The 21276-nt window shown below is 39.7% G+C and carries 24 protein-coding genes; 17 read left to right on the plus strand and 7 right to left on the minus strand.

What is annotated here, in order from left to right; all coding sequences use genetic code 11:
• Positions 1 to 193: 193 nt before the first annotated feature.
• Both hslO and hslR read right to left on the minus strand, forming a co-directional pair.
• A complete protein-coding gene (hslO, locus tag A6E03_RS07470) occupies positions 194 to 1069 on the minus strand; it encodes an Hsp33 family molecular chaperone HslO (RefSeq protein ID WP_065593286.1) in 876 nt (291 codons plus the stop codon).
• 93 nt (positions 1070 to 1162) lie between these two features.
• Positions 1163 to 1564, minus strand: a complete 402-nt coding sequence (gene hslR, locus A6E03_RS07475) for a ribosome-associated heat shock protein Hsp15 (RefSeq protein WP_065593287.1) — start codon at positions 1562 to 1564, stop codon at positions 1163 to 1165.
• Positions 1565 to 1842: 278 nt separating this feature from the next.
• Here hslR and gspC point away from each other — a divergent pair, with 278 nt between their 5' ends.
• From gspC to nfuA, 15 genes are all read left to right on the plus strand, one after another.
• Positions 1843 to 2751 (plus strand): type II secretion system protein GspC, encoded by a 909-nt coding sequence (gene gspC / locus A6E03_RS07480; RefSeq protein ID WP_065600537.1) that lies wholly within the window; start codon positions 1843 to 1845, stop codon positions 2749 to 2751.
• A 32-nt stretch (positions 2752 to 2783) separates the two neighbouring features.
• Positions 2784 to 4817: a type II secretion system secretin GspD gene (gene gspD / locus A6E03_RS07485; protein WP_065600538.1), complete on the plus strand. Its 2034-nt coding sequence runs from the start codon at positions 2784 to 2786 to the stop codon at positions 4815 to 4817.
• Positions 4817 to 6316, plus strand: coding sequence for a type II secretion system ATPase GspE (gspE, locus tag A6E03_RS07490; RefSeq protein WP_065593290.1), 1500 nt, complete (start codon positions 4817 to 4819; stop codon positions 6314 to 6316). The genes gspD and gspE overlap by 1 nt, the downstream gene beginning before the upstream one ends.
• A complete protein-coding gene (gspF, locus tag A6E03_RS07495; RefSeq protein ID WP_065593291.1) occupies positions 6317 to 7534 on the plus strand; it encodes a type II secretion system inner membrane protein GspF in 1218 nt (405 codons plus the stop codon).
• A gap of 63 nt (positions 7535 to 7597) precedes the next feature.
• Complete coding sequence (gene gspG / locus A6E03_RS07500) at positions 7598 to 8050, plus strand: type II secretion system major pseudopilin GspG (protein ID WP_045103155.1); 453 nt, start codon at positions 7598 to 7600, stop codon at positions 8048 to 8050.
• Positions 8051 to 8080: 30 nt separating this feature from the next.
• Entirely contained in the window at positions 8081 to 8674 is a 594-nt protein-coding gene (locus A6E03_RS07505) for a prepilin-type N-terminal cleavage/methylation domain-containing protein (RefSeq protein ID WP_065600539.1), read from the plus strand.
• Positions 8667 to 9047 carry a type II secretion system minor pseudopilin GspI gene (gene gspI, locus A6E03_RS07510; protein ID WP_065593293.1) on the plus strand — a complete coding sequence of 127 codons (381 nt, stop codon included), beginning with the start codon at positions 8667 to 8669 and terminating at the stop codon, positions 9045 to 9047. The genes A6E03_RS07505 and gspI overlap by 8 nt, the downstream gene beginning before the upstream one ends.
• Positions 9034 to 9702, plus strand: coding sequence for a type II secretion system minor pseudopilin GspJ (gene gspJ, locus A6E03_RS07515; RefSeq protein ID WP_065593294.1), 669 nt, complete (start codon positions 9034 to 9036; stop codon positions 9700 to 9702). The genes gspI and gspJ overlap by 14 nt, the downstream gene beginning before the upstream one ends.
• Positions 9702 to 10730, plus strand: coding sequence for a type II secretion system minor pseudopilin GspK (gene gspK / locus A6E03_RS07520; RefSeq protein ID WP_065593295.1), 1029 nt, complete (start codon positions 9702 to 9704; stop codon positions 10728 to 10730). The genes gspJ and gspK overlap by 1 nt, the downstream gene beginning before the upstream one ends.
• Positions 10699 to 11979, plus strand: coding sequence for a type II secretion system protein GspL (gspL, locus tag A6E03_RS07525; RefSeq protein WP_141676921.1), 1281 nt, complete (start codon positions 10699 to 10701; stop codon positions 11977 to 11979). The genes gspK and gspL overlap by 32 nt, the downstream gene beginning before the upstream one ends.
• Complete coding sequence (locus A6E03_RS07530; RefSeq protein WP_065593296.1) at positions 11979 to 12470, plus strand: type II secretion system protein M; 492 nt, start codon at positions 11979 to 11981, stop codon at positions 12468 to 12470. The genes gspL and A6E03_RS07530 overlap by 1 nt, the downstream gene beginning before the upstream one ends.
• Positions 12467 to 13228: a type II secretion system protein N gene (locus A6E03_RS07535; protein WP_065600540.1), complete on the plus strand. Its 762-nt coding sequence runs from the start codon at positions 12467 to 12469 to the stop codon at positions 13226 to 13228. The genes A6E03_RS07530 and A6E03_RS07535 overlap by 4 nt, the downstream gene beginning before the upstream one ends.
• Before the next feature lie 9 nt (positions 13229 to 13237).
• Positions 13238 to 13789, plus strand: coding sequence for an ADP compounds hydrolase NudE (gene nudE / locus A6E03_RS07540; protein ID WP_065593298.1), 552 nt, complete (start codon positions 13238 to 13240; stop codon positions 13787 to 13789).
• Between the two features lie 5 nt (positions 13790 to 13794).
• On the plus strand, positions 13795 to 14613 hold the full coding sequence (gene cysQ, locus A6E03_RS07545) for a 3'(2'),5'-bisphosphate nucleotidase CysQ (protein ID WP_065593299.1): 819 nt from the start codon (positions 13795 to 13797) through the stop codon (positions 14611 to 14613).
• 118 nt (positions 14614 to 14731) lie between these two features.
• Positions 14732 to 15316, plus strand: coding sequence for a Fe-S biogenesis protein NfuA (gene nfuA / locus A6E03_RS07550; protein WP_065593300.1), 585 nt, complete (start codon positions 14732 to 14734; stop codon positions 15314 to 15316).
• Between the two features lie 77 nt (positions 15317 to 15393).
• Here the strand turns inward: nfuA and recG are convergent, their stop codons facing one another.
• Both recG and A6E03_RS07560 read right to left on the minus strand, forming a co-directional pair.
• Positions 15394 to 17475: an ATP-dependent DNA helicase RecG gene (gene recG, locus A6E03_RS07555; protein WP_065600541.1), complete on the minus strand. Its 2082-nt coding sequence runs from the start codon at positions 17473 to 17475 to the stop codon at positions 15394 to 15396.
• Positions 17476 to 17491: 16 nt separating this feature from the next.
• The gene (locus A6E03_RS07560; protein WP_065593302.1) at positions 17492 to 17824 is read right to left on the minus strand and encodes a DUF2500 domain-containing protein; all 333 of its coding nucleotides are present in this window, start codon (positions 17822 to 17824) and stop codon (positions 17492 to 17494) included.
• A gap of 340 nt (positions 17825 to 18164) precedes the next feature.
• Between A6E03_RS07560 and A6E03_RS07565 the strand changes: the two genes are divergently transcribed.
• The gene (locus tag A6E03_RS07565) at positions 18165 to 18530 is read left to right on the plus strand and encodes a DUF4145 domain-containing protein (RefSeq protein ID WP_065593303.1); all 366 of its coding nucleotides are present in this window, start codon (positions 18165 to 18167) and stop codon (positions 18528 to 18530) included.
• An 842-nt stretch (positions 18531 to 19372) separates the two neighbouring features.
• A complete protein-coding gene (locus A6E03_RS07570; RefSeq protein WP_065600542.1) occupies positions 19373 to 19615 on the plus strand; it encodes a YecH family metal-binding protein in 243 nt (80 codons plus the stop codon).
• Between the two features lie 51 nt (positions 19616 to 19666).
• Here the strand turns inward: A6E03_RS07570 and A6E03_RS07575 are convergent, their stop codons facing one another.
• From A6E03_RS07575 to rsmD, 3 genes are all read right to left on the minus strand, one after another.
• Positions 19667 to 20260, minus strand: coding sequence for a YhgN family NAAT transporter (locus A6E03_RS07575; protein WP_065593305.1), 594 nt, complete (start codon positions 20258 to 20260; stop codon positions 19667 to 19669).
• Between the two features lie 137 nt (positions 20261 to 20397).
• Positions 20398 to 20670: a DUF1145 domain-containing protein gene (locus A6E03_RS07580; protein ID WP_045103140.1), complete on the minus strand. Its 273-nt coding sequence runs from the start codon at positions 20668 to 20670 to the stop codon at positions 20398 to 20400.
• Positions 20671 to 21273: a 16S rRNA (guanine(966)-N(2))-methyltransferase RsmD gene (gene rsmD / locus A6E03_RS07585; RefSeq protein WP_065593306.1), complete on the minus strand. Its 603-nt coding sequence runs from the start codon at positions 21271 to 21273 to the stop codon at positions 20671 to 20673.
• Positions 21274 to 21276 lie beyond the last annotated feature (3 nt).

A 21276-nucleotide genomic window follows, 5' to 3' on the forward strand; every position in this document is an offset into this window, starting at 1 on the left:
ATCACAAAACAGAAACATGTCTATTCTACTCTTAATGAAATCAATTGCGCTAGATGCAATTGATTATTATTTGACCAAAATTAAGTGTGGATAAGTCGATTTAAAATGTGCTTCATATCAAAAAAAGGTATAAAAAAAGCCAACCTAATGGCTGGCTTTAAAACAATATAAAGAACTTATTCTGTATGAAGAATTAATGAACGGTATCATTACCTTTTGTTGCTTCTTCAAAAATATTAGCGACATCGATGCTGTCAAAATTGTAGCTTGTACCACAATAGTCACAGTGCAGAGAAACCTTACCTTCTGTTTTTATAATATCGTCAACTTCAGCACGATCAATCGTTACGATTGCACCCGCGCTGCGTTCACGAGAACAGCCACAGAAAAACTCAACCGTTTGAGGTTCAAACAGTTGTACTTTATCTTGGTTGTATAAACGGTACAGAACGTCTTCCGCTTCTAGGCCAAATAGCTCTTCGTTTTTGATCGTATCAGTCAGTTGTTCTAAGTGCTCGAAGTCATCTGCTGAACCGGTGCCATCTGGCATAATTTGTAGAAGCATACCAGCAGCATGAGGTTTGCCTTCAAATTCACCCAGACGTAACCATAAGCGAGTTTTTAATTGTTCAGAACGCTCAAAGTAACCTTCAAAACACGCGGCTAAATCTTTACCGTCAAGTGCAACAACACCTTGGTAACGTTCACCGTCTTTTGGCGCGATAGTAATAACTAGGTAACCTTTACCCATTAATTGGTGCAGTGTGGCATCATCAGCAATTTCGCCATCAAAGCGAGCAACACCACGAACTTTTTGATCATTATCGCCATTAATGACAACAAGAGAAACAGGACCGTCACCTTGAAGTTGAAGCGTAATTGAGCCTTCAAATTTTAATGTTGCAGTTAATAGTGTGGTTGCAACTAATAGCTCACCCAAAAGGTTTTGTACTGCTTTTGGGTATTCCTTGCTAGAAATAATTTGTTGGTAAGCATCGTCTAATTGAACCAGTTCACCACGAACAGATAAATCTTCAAATAGGTAGCGATGCAATGTGTTATTTGCCATGAAATACTCCAGCAATTGTATTAGAGGGTTGTTGTCGCTCTAGTATAGCGACAACAGCCAATATAAATAAGGGGTGAAACAGAAAGAGCGGATTTATTGCTGCTTAAACTTCATTATGTCACGTCGTTGTTTCTTATCTGGACGTTTATCAGGGTGTGGGCTGCCAAGTGAATTGAGTTTGCGTAATTTCGCATTTTCTTCACGTTGTTTGATACTGTTTGATGTTTCTTTGTAAAGCGTTTGTGCAACAGGAGCGCCACGGCGTTGATCTGAAAGGATCTCGATGATCACGACAATTTCTTCGTTATTGCCCTGGCGAAGTTTAACTTCAGCACCAAGATCAATTAATTTGCTTGGTTTGGTTCGTTGTCCATTATAATGAACTTTCCCGCCATCAACCATATTACGAGCAATAGAACGAGTCTTGTAAAAACGAGCCGCCCAAAGCCATTTATCGAGTCTGATACCATCGCTAGTATTGGATTTTGAACTCATTATGGGTACCTAATGTCTTATCTCTGCTTATTAAGATGGAGTCAGGATTTTTTTTTTCAATCTTTTGGGGGGAATTAATCAAAATTGATAAGCAAGTAGAGTCATTAATGAGAAATAATGCTCTAATACACGGTTATCTTCATCAATTACGTGATGTGTATTCTAGTAATTTAAGAAATTAGAATCATTTGCGGAAATTATGACTGGTTATTTTATAATTCATAAATACATCAAATGTTTAATTGCTCTGTGAGACAGAAAAGGAAGAACAGTACCTAATGATAGCTAATATGAAAATCGAAAAAATTTCTCAATATTGGTCAATATATCAGTCTGCAATATCGAAAGGGGTAACCGTTGTTTTGGTGGCTTGTCTCGCGTGGATTTGTGGCTCTCTTTTTTGGTCGATGCTGGCTCCACAAACCTCTGTTTCTCAATGGTCACCAAAAACCGTCGCTATCAATGCCTCATCAAAGAAAAATAATGATGATTCTTTATCTGGTTTATTAAATGGTCAAGTGTTTGGGCAGTTTAATGCTGAAAAAACCATAGAGCAGCCGAAGGCTGTTGAAGTAAAAGATGCACCTAAAACCAAGCTTAATCTGACATTATCAGGTGTGGTCGCGAGTTCTAATCCTAAATTGAGCTTAGCGGTGATCGGAAATCGAGGAAAACAGAACACTTATGGTATTGATGAAACCATTGATGGCACAAGAGCAACAGTGAAAGCCATTAGCGTAGATCGCATTATTATTGCAAATAATGGCCGTGATGAAACGTTAATGCTGGAAGGAATTGAATACACAAAAATTTCAATAGAACCAAATCGTACAGGCAGCTCAGGTACGGTATTAGGGAATAATCGTCAACATTCAGATCAAAATGAGTTAGATACTATTCGTCAAGAAATGGCGAAGAATCCGCAATCTGTTTTGAAGTACATTCGTCTTTCTCAAGTCAGTAATGATGGAAAAATAGAAGGTTATCGAGTGAACCCAGGTAAAGACCGAAAGTTATTTGATTCGGTAGGTTTGAAGCCTGGTGATATTGCAAAAAATTTAAATGGGATTGATTTAACGGATCCTGCTGCAATGGGCACATTGTGGAAAAATATGTCAGAAATGACAGAGCTTAATTTAACCGTTCAACGTGACGGACAACTACATGACATTTTTATCGGTTTATAGCTGGTAGATGAAAAAATGAGTAAGGGTGTACTGTGAAAAAGTGGATGGGCAAGGGAGCCTTATTACTTGCGGGTAGCATGATGTGGACATCGGCTATCGCAAATGACTTTAGTGCCAGCTTTAAAGGCACGGATATTCAAGAGTTCATTAACATTGTTGGTCGAAATTTGGAAAAGACCATTATTGTTGATCCGTCAGTTCGAGGAAAAGTAGATGTCCGTAGTTATGATCTTTTAAATGAAGAGCAATATTACCAATTCTTTTTAAGCGTACTTGAAGTATATGGTTATGCTGTTGTTGAAATGGACAGCGGCATTTTAAAAGTTATTAAAGATAAAGACGCAAAAACATCGGCAGTACCAGTGTTGGGTGCTAAAGATAAAATTACCGGTGATGCTGTTATTACGCGTGTTATCGCGGTTCGTAATGTGTCGGTTCGTGAACTTTCTCCTCTATTACGTCAGCTAAATGATAATGCGGGTGCGGGTAACGTCGTTCATTATGACCCCGCGAATATTATTATGATCACCGGTCGTGCTGCGGTAGTGAATCGTCTTGCTGAAATTATTGAGCGTGTAGACCAAGCGGGTGATAAAGAAGTTGAAGTGGTTGATTTAAAAAATGCGTCAGCCGCTGAAATGGTACGTATTGTTGATGCCTTAAATAAAGCGACAGATGCTAAAAACACCCCCGCATTTTTACAGCCTAAATTGGTTGCAGATGAACGTACAAATTCTATTTTGATTTCGGGTGACCCAAAAGTACGTCAACGCCTTAAAAAATTGATAAAACAACTTGATGTTGAAATGGCAACAAAAGGAAATAACCAAGTTGTCTATTTACGCTACGCTAAAGCCGAAGAGTTGGTTGATGTATTAAAAGGGGTTTCTGATAATTTAACCGCAAGCAAGGGAGGCTCTCAAAAAGGAAGTTCAAGTAACCGTAGTGATGTGATGATCTCAGCTCACGCTGATACCAATGCGTTAGTGATCACTGCGCCGCCAGATGTTATGCGTGCAATCAAAGATGTCATTGCTCAGTTAGATATTCGTCGTGCACAAGTCTTAATTGAAGCGTTAATTGTTGAGCTGTCGGAAGGAGATGGCGTAAACCTTGGCGTACAATGGGGTAACCTCGAAACGGGTGCCATGATCCAATACAGCAATACTGGCGCATCGATTGGTGCCACCATGGTTGGTTTGGAAGAAGCTAAAGATACAACCACTACGACCGCTGTTTATGATGAGAATAATAATTTTTTACGTAATGAAACGACAACAGAAAATGGAGACTATACCGCGTTAGCTTCTGCGCTTGGTGGCGTTCAAGGTGCGGCGGTTAGTGTCATGATGGGGGATTGGGCTGCATTGGTAACCGCAGTGTCTACTGATTCAAATTCCAATATTCTATCGTCACCAAGTATCACGGTTATGGATAATGGCGAAGCGTCATTCATCGTTGGTGAAGAAGTGCCGGTATTAACCGGATCAACCTCTGGCTCAAATAATGAAAACCCATTCCAAACGGTTGATCGTAAAGAAGTGGGTATCAAACTTAAAGTGGTACCACAAATTAACGAAGGTAACTCGGTTCGTTTAGATATCGAACAAGAAGTCTCTAACGTATTGGGTGCCAATGGCGCGGTGGATGTGCGTTTTGCTAAGCGTCAGCTAAATACATCAGTCATGGTTGAAGATGGCAAGATGCTAGTTCTGGGTGGTTTGATTGATGAACGTGCAATGGAAAGTGAATCGAAAGTCCCTTTCCTAGGCGACATTCCAATTTTAGGGTATTTATTTAAGTCAACCAGTACTCAGGTTGAGAAGAAAAACCTAATGGTATTTATCAAGCCAACCATTATTCGTGATGGCATGACGGCGGATGGTATTACCCAGCGTAAATATAATTACATTCGTGCAGAGCAACTGTATAACGCAGAGAAAGGACTGAAATTAATGGATGATGCCAATATACCGGTGCTTCCTAAGTTTGGGGCTGATGTGCAGCATCCAGCAGAGATCCAAGCTTTCTTTGATCTGCTTGATGATGAGAAGAAGGATAAATAATGGCAGATATGCTATTTCCTAACTCTACAGCCGTTTTACGCTTGCCTTTTTCGTTTGCAAAAAGGCATTCGGTTGTTATTGAGGCCAGCTCTGAAGGGTGGGTACTGTATTATGCAATCACACCATCGCCGATTGTTTTGTGTGAAATTCGCCGAGTATGTAAGGCTAGCTTTTCATTAATACAATTAACTAAAGATGAGTTTGATACCAAAGTCACTCAAGTGTACCAACGTAATTCATCAGAAGCGCAGCAATTGATGGAAGACATAGGGGCTGATAATGATGATTTCTTCTCATTAGCAGAAGAGTTACCAGATAATGATGATTTATTAGAATCAGAAGATGATGCTCCCATCATTAAATTGATCAACGCCATGTTAGGTGAAGCGATCAAAGAAGGTGCGTCGGATATCCATATTGAAACGTTTGAAAAAATATTGTCGATCCGTTTCCGTGTTGATGGCGTGTTACGTGATGTATTAAGCCCTAGTCGTAAACTTGCGCCGTTATTGGTCTCGCGTGTAAAAGTCATGTCTAAATTAGATATTGCGGAAAAGCGTGTGCCACAAGATGGTCGTATTTCGTTACGCATTGGTGGTCGAGCGGTTGATGTTCGTGTTTCTACTATGCCGTCTTCTCATGGGGAACGTGTGGTAATGCGTTTGCTCGATAAGAACGCAACACGTCTAGACTTAAACAGTTTAGGGATGGAAGCGCAAAACCACCAAAACTTCCAACATATCATCAAACGTCCTCATGGCATTATTTTGGTGACGGGTCCAACAGGTTCTGGTAAATCAACCACCTTATATGCAGGGTTAGGTGAATTAGACAGTACTCAATCTAATATATTAACGGTTGAAGACCCAATCGAATTTGATATTGATGGCATTGGACAAACTCAAGTAAACCCAAAAGTAGACATGACGTTTGCTCGTGGGTTGCGTGCCATTCTTCGTCAAGATCCTGATGTGGTGATGATTGGTGAAATTCGAGATTTAGAAACCGCAGAAATTGCTGTTCAAGCGTCATTAACGGGTCACCTTGTTATGTCGACTCTTCACACCAATACCGCTGTTGGTGCGATTACACGTCTTCGAGATATGGGAATAGAACCTTTCTTAATTTCCTCTTCTTTATTGGGTGTTCTTGCCCAGCGTTTAGTTCGTACTCTATGTAAGGAATGCAAAAGCCCTTACCAAGCCGATGAGCAGCAAAAGAAACTGTTTTCTTTATTGCCATCGGACGACTTAGTGCTATATAAACCGGCGGGTTGTGAGCATTGTAATGGTAAAGGTTATCGTGGCCGTACTGGTATTCATGAATTACTGGTTGTGAATGAGAAGGTACAAGAACTGATTCACAAAGAAGCCGGTGAACAAGAAATTGAAAAAGAAGTGCGTAAAAATACACGTGGTATTCAGCAGGATGGTTTATTAAAAGTTCAACAAGGTATTACGACGCTAGAAGAGGTGATGCGAGTCACTCGGGAAGGGTAAATGGCAGCATTTGAATACAAAGCCCTCGAAAAAAATGGCAAACAGAAAAAAGGCGTAATGGAAGGTGATAATGGTCGCCAAGTTCGTCAACGCCTAAAAGAGCAAGGGCTTATTCCTGTTGAAGTGATTGAAACTAAATCGAAGCAGCAGAAAAGTTCCTCTCAAGGTTTAAGTTTTAAACGGGGTATTAGTGTCAATGATTTGTCATTAATTACTCGTCAATTGGCCACTTTAGTTCAAGCGGGTATGCCCCTAGAGGAGTGTTTAAAAGCCGTTGCAGAACAAGGTGAAAAAGCACACATTCGTAGCATGATGATGGGCGTTCGATCCAAAGTGATAGAAGGTTATCCATTGGCTGAAAGCTTTGGTGAATATCCTCATGTGTTTGATGATCTATTCTGTTCTATGGTTGCTGCAGGTGAAAAGTCAGGTCATTTGGATACGGTATTAAATCGGTTAGCTGATTATGCTGAGAATCGCCAAAAGATGCGCAGCAAATTACAACAAGCGATGATTTACCCGATCATGCTGACGTTAATAGCGATAGCGGTTATCTCCTTTTTACTTGCTACTGTCGTTCCTAAAATTGTCGATCAGTTTGTGCAAATGGGACAAGGGTTACCAACCGTAACGGAAATATTATTAGCCGCCAGTAATTTTGTTGTTCATTGGGGACTTTTGGTTGTCGTTGCTGTTGTGGTGGTGATTGTTGGTGTGAAGTGGTTACTCACTAAGCCTCATCTACGCTTGGCGTGGGATAAGAAGATTTTACGACTTCCTGTTATTGGTAAGGTGGTTCGTGGTTTAAATACCTCTCGTTTTGCTCGAACCTTATCCATCTGTACTTCAAGTGCGATTCCATTACTGGATGGGATGAAAGTAGCCGCAGACGTAATGAGTAATAAGTATTTTAAGCAACAAGTGTTAGAGGCGGCGGATAATGTTCGTGAAGGGGCGAGTTTACGAATTTCGCTTGAGCAAACAAAACTGTTTCCACCAATGATGCTGCATATGATTGCCAGTGGTGAACAAAGTGGTGAGTTAGAGCAAATGCTAACGCGCTCGGCTGATAATCAAGATCGTGATTTTGAATCATTAGTGAATATGGCATTAGGTATTTTTGAACCATTACTTATTGTTTTCATGGCAGGGATTGTACTCTTCATTGTTGTTGCGACCTTGATGCCAATTATCGAATTAAACAATTTGGTTGGGTAGCATTCACTGCTATCTATTTTTCCTTTTATTTATATATGAATTTTTAACGTTAGGAGTTATTCCATGCAAGTCAATTCAGCTCAACGTAAACAAGGCGGCTTTACTCTTTTAGAAGTCATGGTTGTTATCGTTATTCTTGGTGTGTTAGCGAGCTTAGTTGTTCCAAACTTACTGGGTAACAAAGAGAAGGCCGATCAACAAAAAGCGATCACCGATATTGTGGCACTAGAAAACTCATTAGATATGTACAAGCTAGATAACAGCGTGTACCCATCAACAGATCAAGGGTTAGAAGCGTTAGTATCTAAGCCATCAGCAACGCCCGAGCCTCGTAATTACCGTGCAGACGGTTATATTCGTCGTCTACCTAATGATCCGTGGGGCAATGAATATCAATACTTAAGCCCTGGCGACAATGGCACGATTGATATCTTCTCTTTAGGTGCAGATGGTCAAGAAGGCGGTGAAGGTGCGAATGCTGATATTGGTAACTGGAACATGCAAGACTTTCAATAAGTCACAAGCTTAATTTAGATAAGAGCAACGATGAAAATAAAACGTGAGGTTGGGTTTACCCTAATCGAAATTATGTTGGTACTGGTGCTGCTGTCGGTGAGTTCGATGGCGGTTATCATGAGTTTGCCTGAAAGTAGCGACGATCAACTTGAAGAGCAGGCCTCACGTTTTTATCAATTAGTGCAACTTCTTAATGAAGACGCTTTACTCAACGGGATGGATTACGGCATCTACTTTAATCAAGAGCGACAAGAATATCGCTTTATGACATTAACAGTAGATGGCTGGCAGCCTCTTGAGAAAAGCCGCTTTTTTACCGAAGTAAAAATGGAAGAGGACATCGCTTTTGAGATGGAACTTGGTGGTTCTGCATGGGCCGATGATGACCGTTTATTTGAACCAGGATCTTTGTTTGATGAGGAAATGTTCGCTGACGTTGAAGAAAAGAAAAAACCTAAGCCTCCTCAAGTGATGGTGTTATCTAGTGGGGAAGTCACCCCAGTGATCGTTCGTTTTCTACCAGCGAATGAGCGCGGTAATCTAAAGAATAAAACGTGGGAGATTAACGTCGATGAATCTGGTTTGATTGCATTAATAAAACCAGGAGAAAGCGTTGATGACTAATTGCTCATCAAGTTATCGAACCGTAAATAAGGGCATGACTTTGCTTGAGGTTTTGGTTGCGTTGGCTATTTTTGCTACCGCAGCATTGAGTGTACTTCGCTCTGTGACTCAGCACATTAATACGTTAAGTTATTTAGAAGAAAAAACATTCGCTTCTATGGTGGTTGATAACCAAATGGCACTAATGATGTTAGATAAACCGCCGACCTCAATTAAAAAAGGGGAAACAGAATTGGCAGGACGAACATGGTATTGGACGATTGCACCAGTAAAAACAACGTCCGATATTTTAAAGTCGGTTGATGTCTCTGTCGCAACAACCAAAGATCAAAAATCATCATTATTAACGGTAAGAACCTATGTTGCGCCGTAATTCAACTCGTAAAAAGTCGCGCGGTTTTACTCTTATAGAAGTGATGGTGGCTATCTCAGTATTTGCTACCTTAAGCTTTTCAGCCTATCAAGTGGTAAATCAAGTTCAGCGTAGTAATGAACAGTCATTAGAAAAAAGTAACCGTATTAAATCCTTACAACGCAGTTTGGTTTTTTTAGATAATGATTTTCGGCAAATGGTTGCTCGCCAATTCAGAATCAACGGAGAAAAGGCTGACGAGAAACTTCTTTTAGCGGGTGAATATTTATTGGATTCTGAATCTCAAGGTATTTTATTTGTTCGTTTAGGATGGAAAAATCCACAGCAAGCTTTCCCACGTGGTGAAATTACTAAAGTGGGTTATCGAGTGGTTGAAAATAAACTTGAACGATTATGGTGGCGCTACCCTGATACTCCTGTAGGCCAGAAGCCAGTAGTAACGCCATTAATTGATGGTATTGATGAGCTGAAATTTGAATTTTATGATGGTAAAAAATGGCAGAAGAACTGGGAAATAAAAGATCAACTCCCTCAAGCTACAAAGGTAATGGTTACGTTTAAAGATTATGGAGACGTCGAACGCATTTATCTTACTTCTGGTTATAAATTGGATCAAAGTGGTCAGAGTGATGATGACTCTAAGAGTGGTGGGTAATGACAATACGCACTAAAACGCAGAGAAAACAGAAAGGCGTCGCATTAATTGTCGTCTTATTGTTGTTGGCTATTATGGCAACCATTGCGGCTCAAATGTCAGAGCGTTTATTTATTCAGTTTCACCGCGCTGAAAACCAAATAAATCATCAACAAGCCTATTGGTACTCTATTGGTGTTGAAGCGTTAGCCAAAGCAGGAATAGAAGAAGCATACAAAGATGGCGACACCATTAATCTGAGTCAAATGTGGGCAACAGAAGAAACCACTTACCCACTTGATTATGGTGAAGCGTTAGGTAGCGTTAGAGATAAGCAAGCTTGTTTTAATTTAAATGCACTAAGTAATATAGAACCACAAACCGATCCTTCTCAGCGTCCATTTTTGGTCAAGGTTTGGATTAATTTATTAGAGTCTGTTGACGTTGAGAATTATTTAGCTGAAGTGATTGCCGATTCTAGTTGGGAGTTCATGGATGAAGATGATGTTGTTCGTTCCGCTACAGGGGTTGAAGACAGTACTTATCAATCGTTTAAGCCTGCGTATTTAGCGCCAAACGGCTGGATTGCCGATGTCAGTGAATTACGAGCCATTAATGGTGTGACAGCAGACGTGTTTATGGCGGTGTCTCCTTTTGTATGTGCAATACCAAGTGCGAATTGGTATTTGAATGTAAATACGATACAACCAGAACAGGCAAAAATATTAGTGGCGTTATTCTCCCCAAATTTAAGTGATAGTGATGCACAAGAAGTATTAGAAAATCGACCTTTTGATGGTTGGGACAGTGTGGATGACTTTTTAGCAGAATCAGAAATCAGTCAAGTGGATGAAAAAATAAAGCAAGAAGCAAAGGTTTACTTATCAGTAGATAGTCAATTTTTTGAGTTAGATGCTCAAGTATTAGTAGAAGATTCGCGCGTACGTGTGCGTTCTTTATTGCATAGCAGTGATAAAAAAGTGGTGAACGTTATCCGTCGCCAATATGGAGGAATGAATGAGCGAACATCTGATAATAAGGCTGAATAGTCAGTCGTCAGATCCCATTCAATGGATAGTCTGGTCACCAGAAAATAAAGAAGTGATTGCATCAGGGGAGTTAAATTCTTCTGAAACGTTAGAGTCACTAACGCAATACAGTGTTCAACGCAGTGTGTCGGTGTTGCTACCAAGTAGCGACATCTTATTGCGTGAAGTCATTATTCCTGAAGGGGCTGCTCGGCAGTTTCCTTCTATGCTGCCTTTTATAATTGAAGATGATTTAGCACAAGATGTAGATGACCTACACATTGTGATTTTGAAAAAAAACAACAAAACAGCGCAAGTCGCGGTTGTAGAACATCAAAAAATGGAAAGATGGGTCTCTTTGCTGACGGATGCAGGAATTCAGACTAAACGTTTCATTCCCGATGTATTGTCATTACCTTCTCATCAAGATGGCGTCGCTATGGTTGAGCTGAATCAACAATGGTTATTACGCTATGGTGAATATCAAGGTGCTATCGCTGAACCTGAATGGCTATCAATGCTGTTGGATGGTTTGGTTAAACATGCGGTTCAAACTGCTGATGGTATTGTTGTTCAAGAAGAGAAGGAAGAAGAGCAAGAGGAAAGTGATGACGTTGATGATGTGTCATGTTATGCGCTTCATAGTTATTCTCCTTGTTCGCTTGAAATTGAAAACACAAAGCATATTCAAGAGACGCCAGAGTTAGTTATGCAGTTATTAGCGGAAGGTGCGTTAACGTCAAAAGTTAACCTGCTTTGTGCTCGTTATCGTCCTCAATCGTCATGGCGAAAGCATTGGCGAATTTGGCAAAAAGTAATTTTGGCTTTTGGTTTGGTTATGGTGGCCTTTGTTGCACAACATATTTCGGAAGTTCAAAAACTGGAACAACACAGCTTAGCATTACGAGCAGAAAGCGAACGTATTTTCAGAGATGTATTTCCAGGTAAACGTAAAATTCCAACCGTGAGTTATTTGAAATCTCAAATGAAAAATGAAGAATCACGCTTACAAGGTGGTTCTGGTGGGGATGACTTATTAGCGTGGATGTCTGAGTTGACGCCATATTTAATAAAAGTACCCCAAGTGAAGTTGCAGAGTTTAAAATTTGATGGAAAACGTGATGAATTACGCCTACAAGCCAGCGCATCAGATTTTCCATATTTTGAGCAATTAACGTCAGAGTTAAATACCAAGTTTGATGTCGAGCAAGGTCAATTAAATAAAAATCAAGGCCAAGTGTTTGGTGCGATTATTATTAGGAGAAAATAATGAAAGCCTTAATGACCTGGTGGCAAAGTATCTCACCACGTGAACGAGTTTTGGTTGGTGGGGGCAGCATAGCGTTAGTGATTGCTGCATTATATTGGGGTGGAATTAAGCCGTTAAATGATCGCGCTGAAATTGCTCAAAACCGAATTAATAGCGAGCGAAGCTTATTAACGTGGGTACAAAAGAAAGCCGATACGATTGTGACATTAAGAGGAGGGGCATCGTCGACTTCTCAGACAGCCATTCGACCAATGAATCAGGTAATACCAAGCAGTACTCGCCAATTTAAGATTGAATTGATCCGTATGCAACCTCGTGGTGAGCAAATGCAAGTATGGGTTAAACCACTTCCGTTTAATACTTTGGTAAATTGGTTAGCGTACTTACGAGACTCTCAAGGCATCAATGTTCAGTTTTTAGATTTAAATAAAACCGATATTGAAGGGGTGGTGGAAGTGAACCGTCTGCAATTAAGTCGAGAGGCATCATGAAATTTAAATTATTGATCGCGACGATATTCTCTACGTTTTTTACGTTTAGTGCTTTATTGCATATCCCTATTCAATGGGTGGTTGAACAAGCCCCAAAAGTTAGGGCGCTAACACTTACTGGGTTATCTGGCACGCCTTGGAAAGGGCAGGTGGATTCTCTTTCTTGGCAAAGAGTAAACTATGGTCAAGTTCAGTGGCAGATTGATCCATTTGCTATTTTAAAAGGACACGCGGTATTTTCTGTGCGCTTTGGGCGCGGTAGTGAATTGGAATTACGTGGCAAAGGTGTTGTTGGCTACAGTGTTTCAATGGGGGCCTACGCCGAAAATATGGTGGTTTCTTTTCCTGTCTCTAATGTGATGAATCGATTACCAATGGCATTGCCTGTGTCTTTACAGGGCCAAGCAGAGGTCAGTGTTAAGTATTTCCAGCAAGGCCAACCATGGTGTAAGCAGGCGAGCGGTGAAGTGGTCTGGTCTGGTGGGAAAATTATTTCGCCACTGGGTAATATTGACCCTAAAACGGCAATAGCAGAGGTAACTTGTGTAGATAACAAAGTCACCTTGATCAGTAAACAAGCATCAGATGATGTAGCAAGTCAGTTTAATGTGGTATTGAATCCTAACCGTTCTTACCAGGTGAATGGATGGTTCAAACCTGAGGCAAACTTCCCTTCTAGTTTAAGAAGTCAGCTTAAATGGCTAGGCAAGCCGGATTCAAAAGGGCAATATAAAGTAACTTATTCAGGACGTCTGTAAGGAAATACAATGGCTAAAAAACAATTGCCGACAATTTTAGATAAACGCGTTGAAGCACAATCAAAGTTGTTTTGTATTGAATCGGTAGATTTACGCTTTTCTAATGGGGTTGAACGAACCTACGAAAGAATGAAACCGAGTGGGCGTCATGCCGTGATGATGGTTCCTGTAACCGAACAAGGTGACCTGTTATTAGTTCGAGAATATGCGGTGGGTACAGAAAGCTACGAGTTAGGTTTTCCTAAGGGATTAATCGACTCTGGTGAAACACCGTCAGAAGCGGCAAATCGAGAGCTTAAAGAAGAAATTGGCTTTGGTGCCGAGACGTTAACTCAATTAAAAGAGTTGGTATTAGCACCGTCGTATTTTTCAAGTAAGATGACGTTATTTGTTGCTCAAGGCTTATATCCAGAGCAACTTGAAGGGGATGAGCCAGAACCGTTAGATATTGTTCGCTGGCCCCTAGCGCAAGCATCAGAGCTACTGCACCATCTTGATTTTTCAGAAGCGAGGTGCATTAGTGCACTGTTACTTGCTCAACAATTTTTAGAAAAGGAGTGATATTGATGAATTCAACGCTTTCCCACCTACTTCCTGAGGTGATCAATATTGCTCGAGCATCTGGGCAGCTTATTCTTGATATTTATGAAAAAGGGAATTTTGAAGAGTTTACTAAAGCAGATAATACACCTGTAACCAGTGCTGATTTGGCTGCTCATAAGTTAATTGTGGAAAAGCTTTCTCAATTAACACCAGACATTCCTATTTTGTCAGAAGAAGATGCTGAAATATCACTAGAACAACGAGCTCAGTGGGAACGTTATTGGTTGGTTGACCCACTCGATGGAACTCAAGAATTTATTGCTCGTAGTGGTGATTTTGCGACAATTATTGCGTTGGTTGAAAATAACCGTCCGGTAATGGGGGTGGTTTATGGTCCTGTTTCTGGTGTGACGTATTACGCTTATGAAGGCAAAGGCGCATGGAAAATTCCAGATATGGATGAAAGCGTTCGTATTAGCACACTTAAGCATGAAGAAGAAAAACAACAAATCGCCATTGCTATCAGCCGTCGCCAAGACATCAATAATATTACGCGTTGCATGAGTCCTGAATGGAATTACGATTTAGTTCCTTTAGGGTCTGCTGCATTAAAAGCGTGTCTTGTTGCAGAAGGGGCTGTCGATTGTTATTTACGTTTAGGCCCTACGGGTGAGTGGGATACTGCGGCAACACAATGCATTGTTCAAGAAGCGGGTGGTCGTATCTTATCAACAGAGCTTGAACCGCTTTCTTATAATGAAAGAGAATCCCTAGAAAATCCAAATTTTATCGTATTAGGTGATGAAAATTTACCGTGGAATAAAATTCTAACGTGTAGATAATTCGATCTAATCTTGATTAATTGATCATTAAGATTGCTATAATTTGAGAACGCTACTCGAAAATTATTCTTTTTCAGAGTACAATCCTTAATCATACTAATTTAGTCGGGTATTACTTGTGTCTTCAATCAATATTACTGAAAGTGCCCAAGAGCATTTTGCAAAACTTCTAGCACAGCAGCCAGAAGGGACAAACATTCGTGTATTCGTGGTTAATCCAGGAACACAAAACGCAGAGTGTGGCGTATCTTATTGCCCACCAGAAGCAATAGAAGCGAATGATACTGAGCTGAAATTTGAAAATTTATCAGCGTATGTTGATGAGTTAAGCTTACCTTTTCTTGAAGATGCTGACATTGATTACGTTACTGATAAAATGGGCTCTCAATTAACGTTGAAAGCACCAAACGCAAAAATGCGTAAAGTAAACGATGACGCACCTTTGTTTGAGCGTGTTGAATACGCAATTCAAACTCAAGTTAACCCACAGCTTGCTGGTCATGGTGGTCATGTTAGCCTGATGGAAATCACAGAAGCTGGCATTGCTATCGTTCAGTTTGGTGGTGGTTGTAATGGTTGTTCAATGGTAGATGTGACTCTAAAAGAAGGCATCGAAAAAGAACTACTTGTTCAATTTGAAGGTGAATTGACAGCAGTTAAAGATTTAACCGAGCATGATCGTGGTGAGCACTCTTACTACTAAGAGTCTAATTAAATCAATGCATTAAAAAGGTGAGCAAGTACTCACCTTTTTTGTGTCTGCGATTTAGTCAATGGTATTTACGCATTTGAGTAAATGTCACGTTCTCCTAACCAGCGTAAAATAATGGCTTTTGAATTACGAGGGTAATTATCGTGTAAGTGACGAGCAATACGTTGCACTTCTGGAATTAAATGTTGGTCTCGAACCAAATCTGCAATTTTAAAATCAGCCAATCCGGTCTGTTTTGTCCCCAGTAATTCACCCGGCCCTCGGATCTCTAAATCTCGTTGAGCAATCACAAAGCCATCATTGCTTTCACGTAAAACACTTAAGCGCTTTTGAGCTGTTTTGGACAGCGGAGAGTGATACAAAAGAACACAATGGCTAGCAACGGTACCTCGCCCCACACGACCACGTAATTGATGCAATTGGGCTAAACCAAGACGCTCAGGGTTTTCTATGATAATTAAACTTGAGTTGGGTACGTCAACACCTACTTCAATAACCGTAGTGGCTACTAACAAATGCAGTTTGCCTTCTTTAAACTCCTGCATGATCTGTTGTTTTTCTTTTGATTTCATTCGGCCATGAACCAAACCAATATTTAGTTCTGGTAGCTGTAGTCGTAAGGCGTCTGCGGTATCTGAGGCGGCTTGGGCTTCAAGAACTTCGGAGTCATCGATTAGAGTGCAAACCCAGTACGCTTGTCGTCCATCATTCACACAGGCGTTTCTTACTTTATTGACGATTTCATCCCGTCTTGTATCAGGTAACGCGATAGTTTGAATTGGTGTTCGACCAGGAGGTAGCTCATCAATCACTGATGTTTCTAGATCAGCATACGCCGTCATGGCTAAGGTTCTTGGAATTGGCGTTGCTGTCATGATTAACTGGTGTGGGTAAGCTCCGTCTTTTTCGCCTTTCTCTCGTAGCTCTAGACGTTGGTCGACCCCAAAGCGGTGTTGTTCATCAATAATCACTAAAGCAAGGTGGTGGAACTCAACGTGTTGTTGAAAAAGTGCGTGAGTACCCACTATCATTTTTGCTTCACCACTGGCAATGCGAACTAATTCTTTCTCTTTTGCTTTGCCTGTTAGTTTTCCAGCTAACCAGCCGACAGGAATACCCATGCTTTCAAACCAATGACTAAAATTGACCGCGTGTTGTTCTGCTAATAATTCGGTTGGTGCCATTAAGGCGACTTGATAACCATGTTCAATTGCTTGTACGGCTGCTAATGCGGCAACTAAGGTTTTACCTGAACCAACATCCCCCTGAACTAAACGCATCATTGGGTGTGGTTTGGCTAGGTCTCGCTCTATTTCTGCTACAACACGTTGTTGAGCTCCGGTAGGCGTGAAAGGTAATTGGGCTAATAACTTGTGTTTTAAATCGGTCATTGTTGCCAGTGGTAAGGCATTTTCTTGTTGGCCTTTACTGCGAACTGAAAGCATTGAAAGATTTTGAGCCAACAACTCTTCCATAATTAAACGCTGTTGTGCAGGGTGCTTTCCTTCATCAAAGGCATCTAGATTAATGGAAGGATCTGGGCGGTGAATAATATGCAGAGCTTGGTTTAGTGTAATTTGGTTGTTATATAAACCTTGGGGTAATAGTTCAGTCACTGCGGCTTTATCTAATAATTCTAACGCTTGGTCTGTCAAACTGCGTAGTATGTTTTGACGCAGACCATCGGTTGTTGGATAGACGGGCGTTAATGTGGCTTCTATATCTAAAGATTTAGAGGGGGTGTGGAATTGATATTCTGGGTGAACAATCTCTAAACCACTTCCGCCACGCTTAATTTCGCCATAGGCATGAATCAGTTTTCCTTCATTGAAACTGTTCTTCATTCCAGCATTAAAATTAAAAAAACGTAAAGTGATGGTTCCATTGCCATCGCTGATTTTGACCAACAGCATTTTTCGTTTGCCAAATTGCATATCACAAGACATCACCTTGCCTTGAACAGCAGCAAATAAACCAGAATGAACTCGCGCCATTGGGTAAACACGAGTTCTGTCTTCATAGCGAAGAGGAAGATGAAATAGTAAGTCTTGAATCGTGACCAACCCAATTTTTTCGAGCTTTTCTGCTACTTTGGCTCCAACACCAGAAAGAGAGGTTAATGGAATAGCAGAAAGCATTGTGCTGGTCATAGTTATTTTCCTAGAGTTAATCCCGCTTTAAAGCAAAGTGATGAAATTTACGTCCTTGATAAGTCAGTATACCTTTATCTCCAGGATTTAGAGCATGAAAATAGTGAACGCCTATTTCAAATTCTCTTTTTGGTCCAAATTTACCTTTCTGCACGTAAATCCAAAACTCTTGATCTTCTTCACCAGGTTTGGTATCTGGTATTTCTACTATTTGTTTATCTAGGATAGTGACTTCTACTTTCATTTCAGGCGCGTTATCACCCAAAATAAACTTAGTTTGAAAACGTTGGAACAATACAGCGGCGATTAAAATAAATACGAGAAGAATAATAATATAAGTAACGGGCATGATTTTCCTTAAACTTGCTAGTATGTGTATATGAACTTAGAACGAAGAATATAGGGTGAAAATTCGTCATTTTTTACTATTGAACATTTTAACTTTTCTTTATCGATAGATAAGGAGTATTTGTTCAGTTTGTGCGGGTTTTCAGGTTATTTTATCGATATTTTTTTGACATAAAAAAAATCAAGCCCGAACTGGGATCTGGCTCGAATACTGTTGATGTATTATCTCCTATTATTTTATGCAGCAATTTAAATATCCTCTTAGGTTGAGGAAGAGAAATAGCCGTTAGAGTGGTATAAAGTAGAAAGAGATATTCAGAATTAAAGATTAGGAGAGTGATATGTCTGATATTGATCTTGTTGTAAAACAAAGTCGAAAAATTGAATCTTTATTAAAGACGCATTATCACGCGGAAGGAAAGGGACTTCACCAACTTATCACTAGCTGTGAGGAACGTTTACCTCATGGGGTGATTGGAAAACTACGCTTTATTGCAACTATGAGAAATAAGGTAGTGCATGAAGAAGGCTATAAGTTAGAAGATAAGTCTGACTTCAAAGCGACGTGTATTGAAATGAACGATATCTTAACACCAAGAGCGAGTCGTTTTTTATGGAAGCTTGTCGCTGGTATTGTTTTAGTATCAACGTTGGCTTCTGCAGCTATCTATCTGATTCACTGGGATAATATTAAGCATTTATTTTAAATTTATGTATTTTGAATATAAAAAAACGGACGCCTTAGCGTCCGTTTTTTTATATAAACTTATTTGAATGCAGTTAGTACATCATTGGAAGGGTCATTAGTCCAACAACTACTGCGATCATCATAAGTCCTTGTTTTTGCGATGAAGTAATCATTACTATTCTCCTTTAATGTCTTCACTCATTGCTTGGTAAATAGAATACCATCATTTTTGGTTGTTGATCAATACCTGGGGCGTCAAAAGCTTAAAAAAATAACTTTTACATGACAAAAGTAGCATTTTTATAGAGGGTTAAGGTGTTCTTTTGTCTGTTGTTATTGTGGTTTATTGTGTGTTTATTATGTTAATCTCATTTAAAGTGTTGATTTAAATGGTTTTTTAGCCGTTTTTTATGGTTTATTAATTAAGCGTATAGTTTTAGTGTTGTTTCGGGCTTTATCTTCTCTGTGCTCTTCTATCTTGGTTTTTATGTTTTTTATAAGATTGATATATCTTATTTTTTACTGTGTATTGTGTCATTGGGCCTTAAAACATGAAATATCTTACTTAAACATTAAATGTTGAAGGCGTTTTTTTATACATTATTTTGATTAAATGTTTTTTGTTTGTTTTTATGTGGTTGATTTAATTGGATTTGATTTGATTTTCTGAGGGTTTCTTTGCTGTTTGATAAGTAACCTGTTTCTTATCTGTTTGTGATTTTATTGTGTTGAGTCAGCCTGGTGGGGTAAGTCGCCCTTCTTGGATAATTACGCATAAGTGTGTAAGTGAATGAGGTTGATCATAAGGACTCATTTATTTTTTGTTATTCTATGATTTCGTTTTTTAAAGAAGAATAAAGTATGAAGCAAGATATTCATGGTCATGTCGTTCTAAACCTCCTATTAGAAGCACCTGAGCCTCTTTCTCGTTTAGCGTTAGAAGATAAAATAGAAACAGAGTTTGGCAGCGATGTATGTTTCCATACTTGCAGCCAACACGATTTAAGCTTAAATAAATTGCTTGAATTTCTATTATCGAAAAGAAAGGTTGTGGAAGTTGAGTCGGGTTTAACTGCAAACCCTGATCGCATGTGTAACCATTAGTATGAATACAAAAAAGGCCGCATAAATGCGGCCTTTTTTTCAAACTAGGGATTAAACGTGTGTGAAGTAGCTTGTAATACCATCTAAGAACATTTGTACCGAAATCATCAGTAACAGCATACCCATAAGCCTTTCAATGGCTGCGAGGCCTTTTTCGCCGACAATTCGTTGGAATAACTCTGAGAACATTAAAATAACCGTCGTGACAGACCAAGCTCCGATGAGTGCTAGGCTCCAATCAATCATGCGGTCAGGCTCTTGGTGAGCAAGTAGTAATAAAGTAGCAAGAATAGAAGGACCGGCAATCATAGGTATTGCCAGAGGAACAATTAAAGGTTCATCCCCTGCACCTAAGCTCGCACCTAATCCCCCTTCTGGCGGGAAAATCATTTTTAAACCAATCAAAAATAGAATAATCGCACCTGAAATAGAAACGGCTTCTTTTTTCAAGCTTAGGAAATTGAGTATCTGCTCTCCCATAAAAAGAAAAGCCATCATAATGGCAAGAGCAATAAGAAGTTCTCGAATTAAAATAATACGTCTTCTTTTTTTCTCTACGTGTTTAAGAATAGAAGTGAAAACAGGTAAGTTACCCATTGGATCCATGATCAGAAAAAGCATGACTGCTGCAGAAAGAGTTTCCATAAATGAGTACCAAGATTAAAGTCGTAAAATAAAATGAGAGCATAACATAGATAATTAATTGAAATAGGAGGAAAGCAGGTGAACGAGGCGTAAAAAAGGAGCAATATCTGCTCCTTAATTGAATTTTTATGAGAGTGTTATTTATCCATCATGTGTTTTTTTCTAATATCAAGCAGGGCAAAAACACCAAAGATAAGAATGGACCATTTTTCCCATCGACTCATTGAAATTTTATCGCCAAAAGCACCGATAAAGATAAGCATTTGTAATCCATGCATCATAAATAAGAAGGCCGTTAGAATATAAAGTGCAATTGCTCCTTTACCTGGGAACGGCATAAATAAGTTAAGTAATAATATTAACCAAACACACCCCAGCGCTATTTTGGTTAGAATGATCAATCCTTTCATCTATTCCTCTCTTTCATATAATTTAAAGGTGACTTGTCCTGCTGTTTTATCTCGATGTAAGCGCCAATGAGCAGGTACAGGTAAAGATCCGAGTTCTTTTTCTGCTTCAATGTATATCATTGCATTTGCCGCTAGCCATCCATTGCTTTCTAATTTTGTTAGCGTTGCTTCTAATAAATCTTTTCTAAATGGAGGATCAATAAAAACGACATCAAATGGGCTTGCAGGTTTATCTAAAAAAATAAGGGCATCAGTATGATGAAGTTCAATATTATCTGCTTTTAAACTATCTGCATTTTGTTTTAATTGAGCATGAGCTTGTTTGTTTAATTCAAGCATGACGACTTTTTCTGCACCACGAGACGCCGCTTCAAAACCTAAGCTACCACTGCCAGAAAAAAGATCTAGGCAGCGAGCGCGAGGAATATCAAGAGCCAACCAGTTAAAAACCGTTTCTTTTACTCGGTCAGTTGTTGGTCTTAATCCTTCAGCGTCATGTACTGGAAGTTTGCGTCCACGCCAGCGTCCGCTGATAATACGAATGCTTCCAGAGCGACCATTTGTGCCAGAAGTGCGAGATGAATGTTGTTTACGTTTAAGCATAGA

Origin of the sequence: Aliivibrio sp. 1S128 (genome assembly GCF_001691065.1) — a bacterium.
Classification (GTDB): domain Bacteria; phylum Pseudomonadota; class Gammaproteobacteria; order Enterobacterales; family Vibrionaceae; genus Aliivibrio.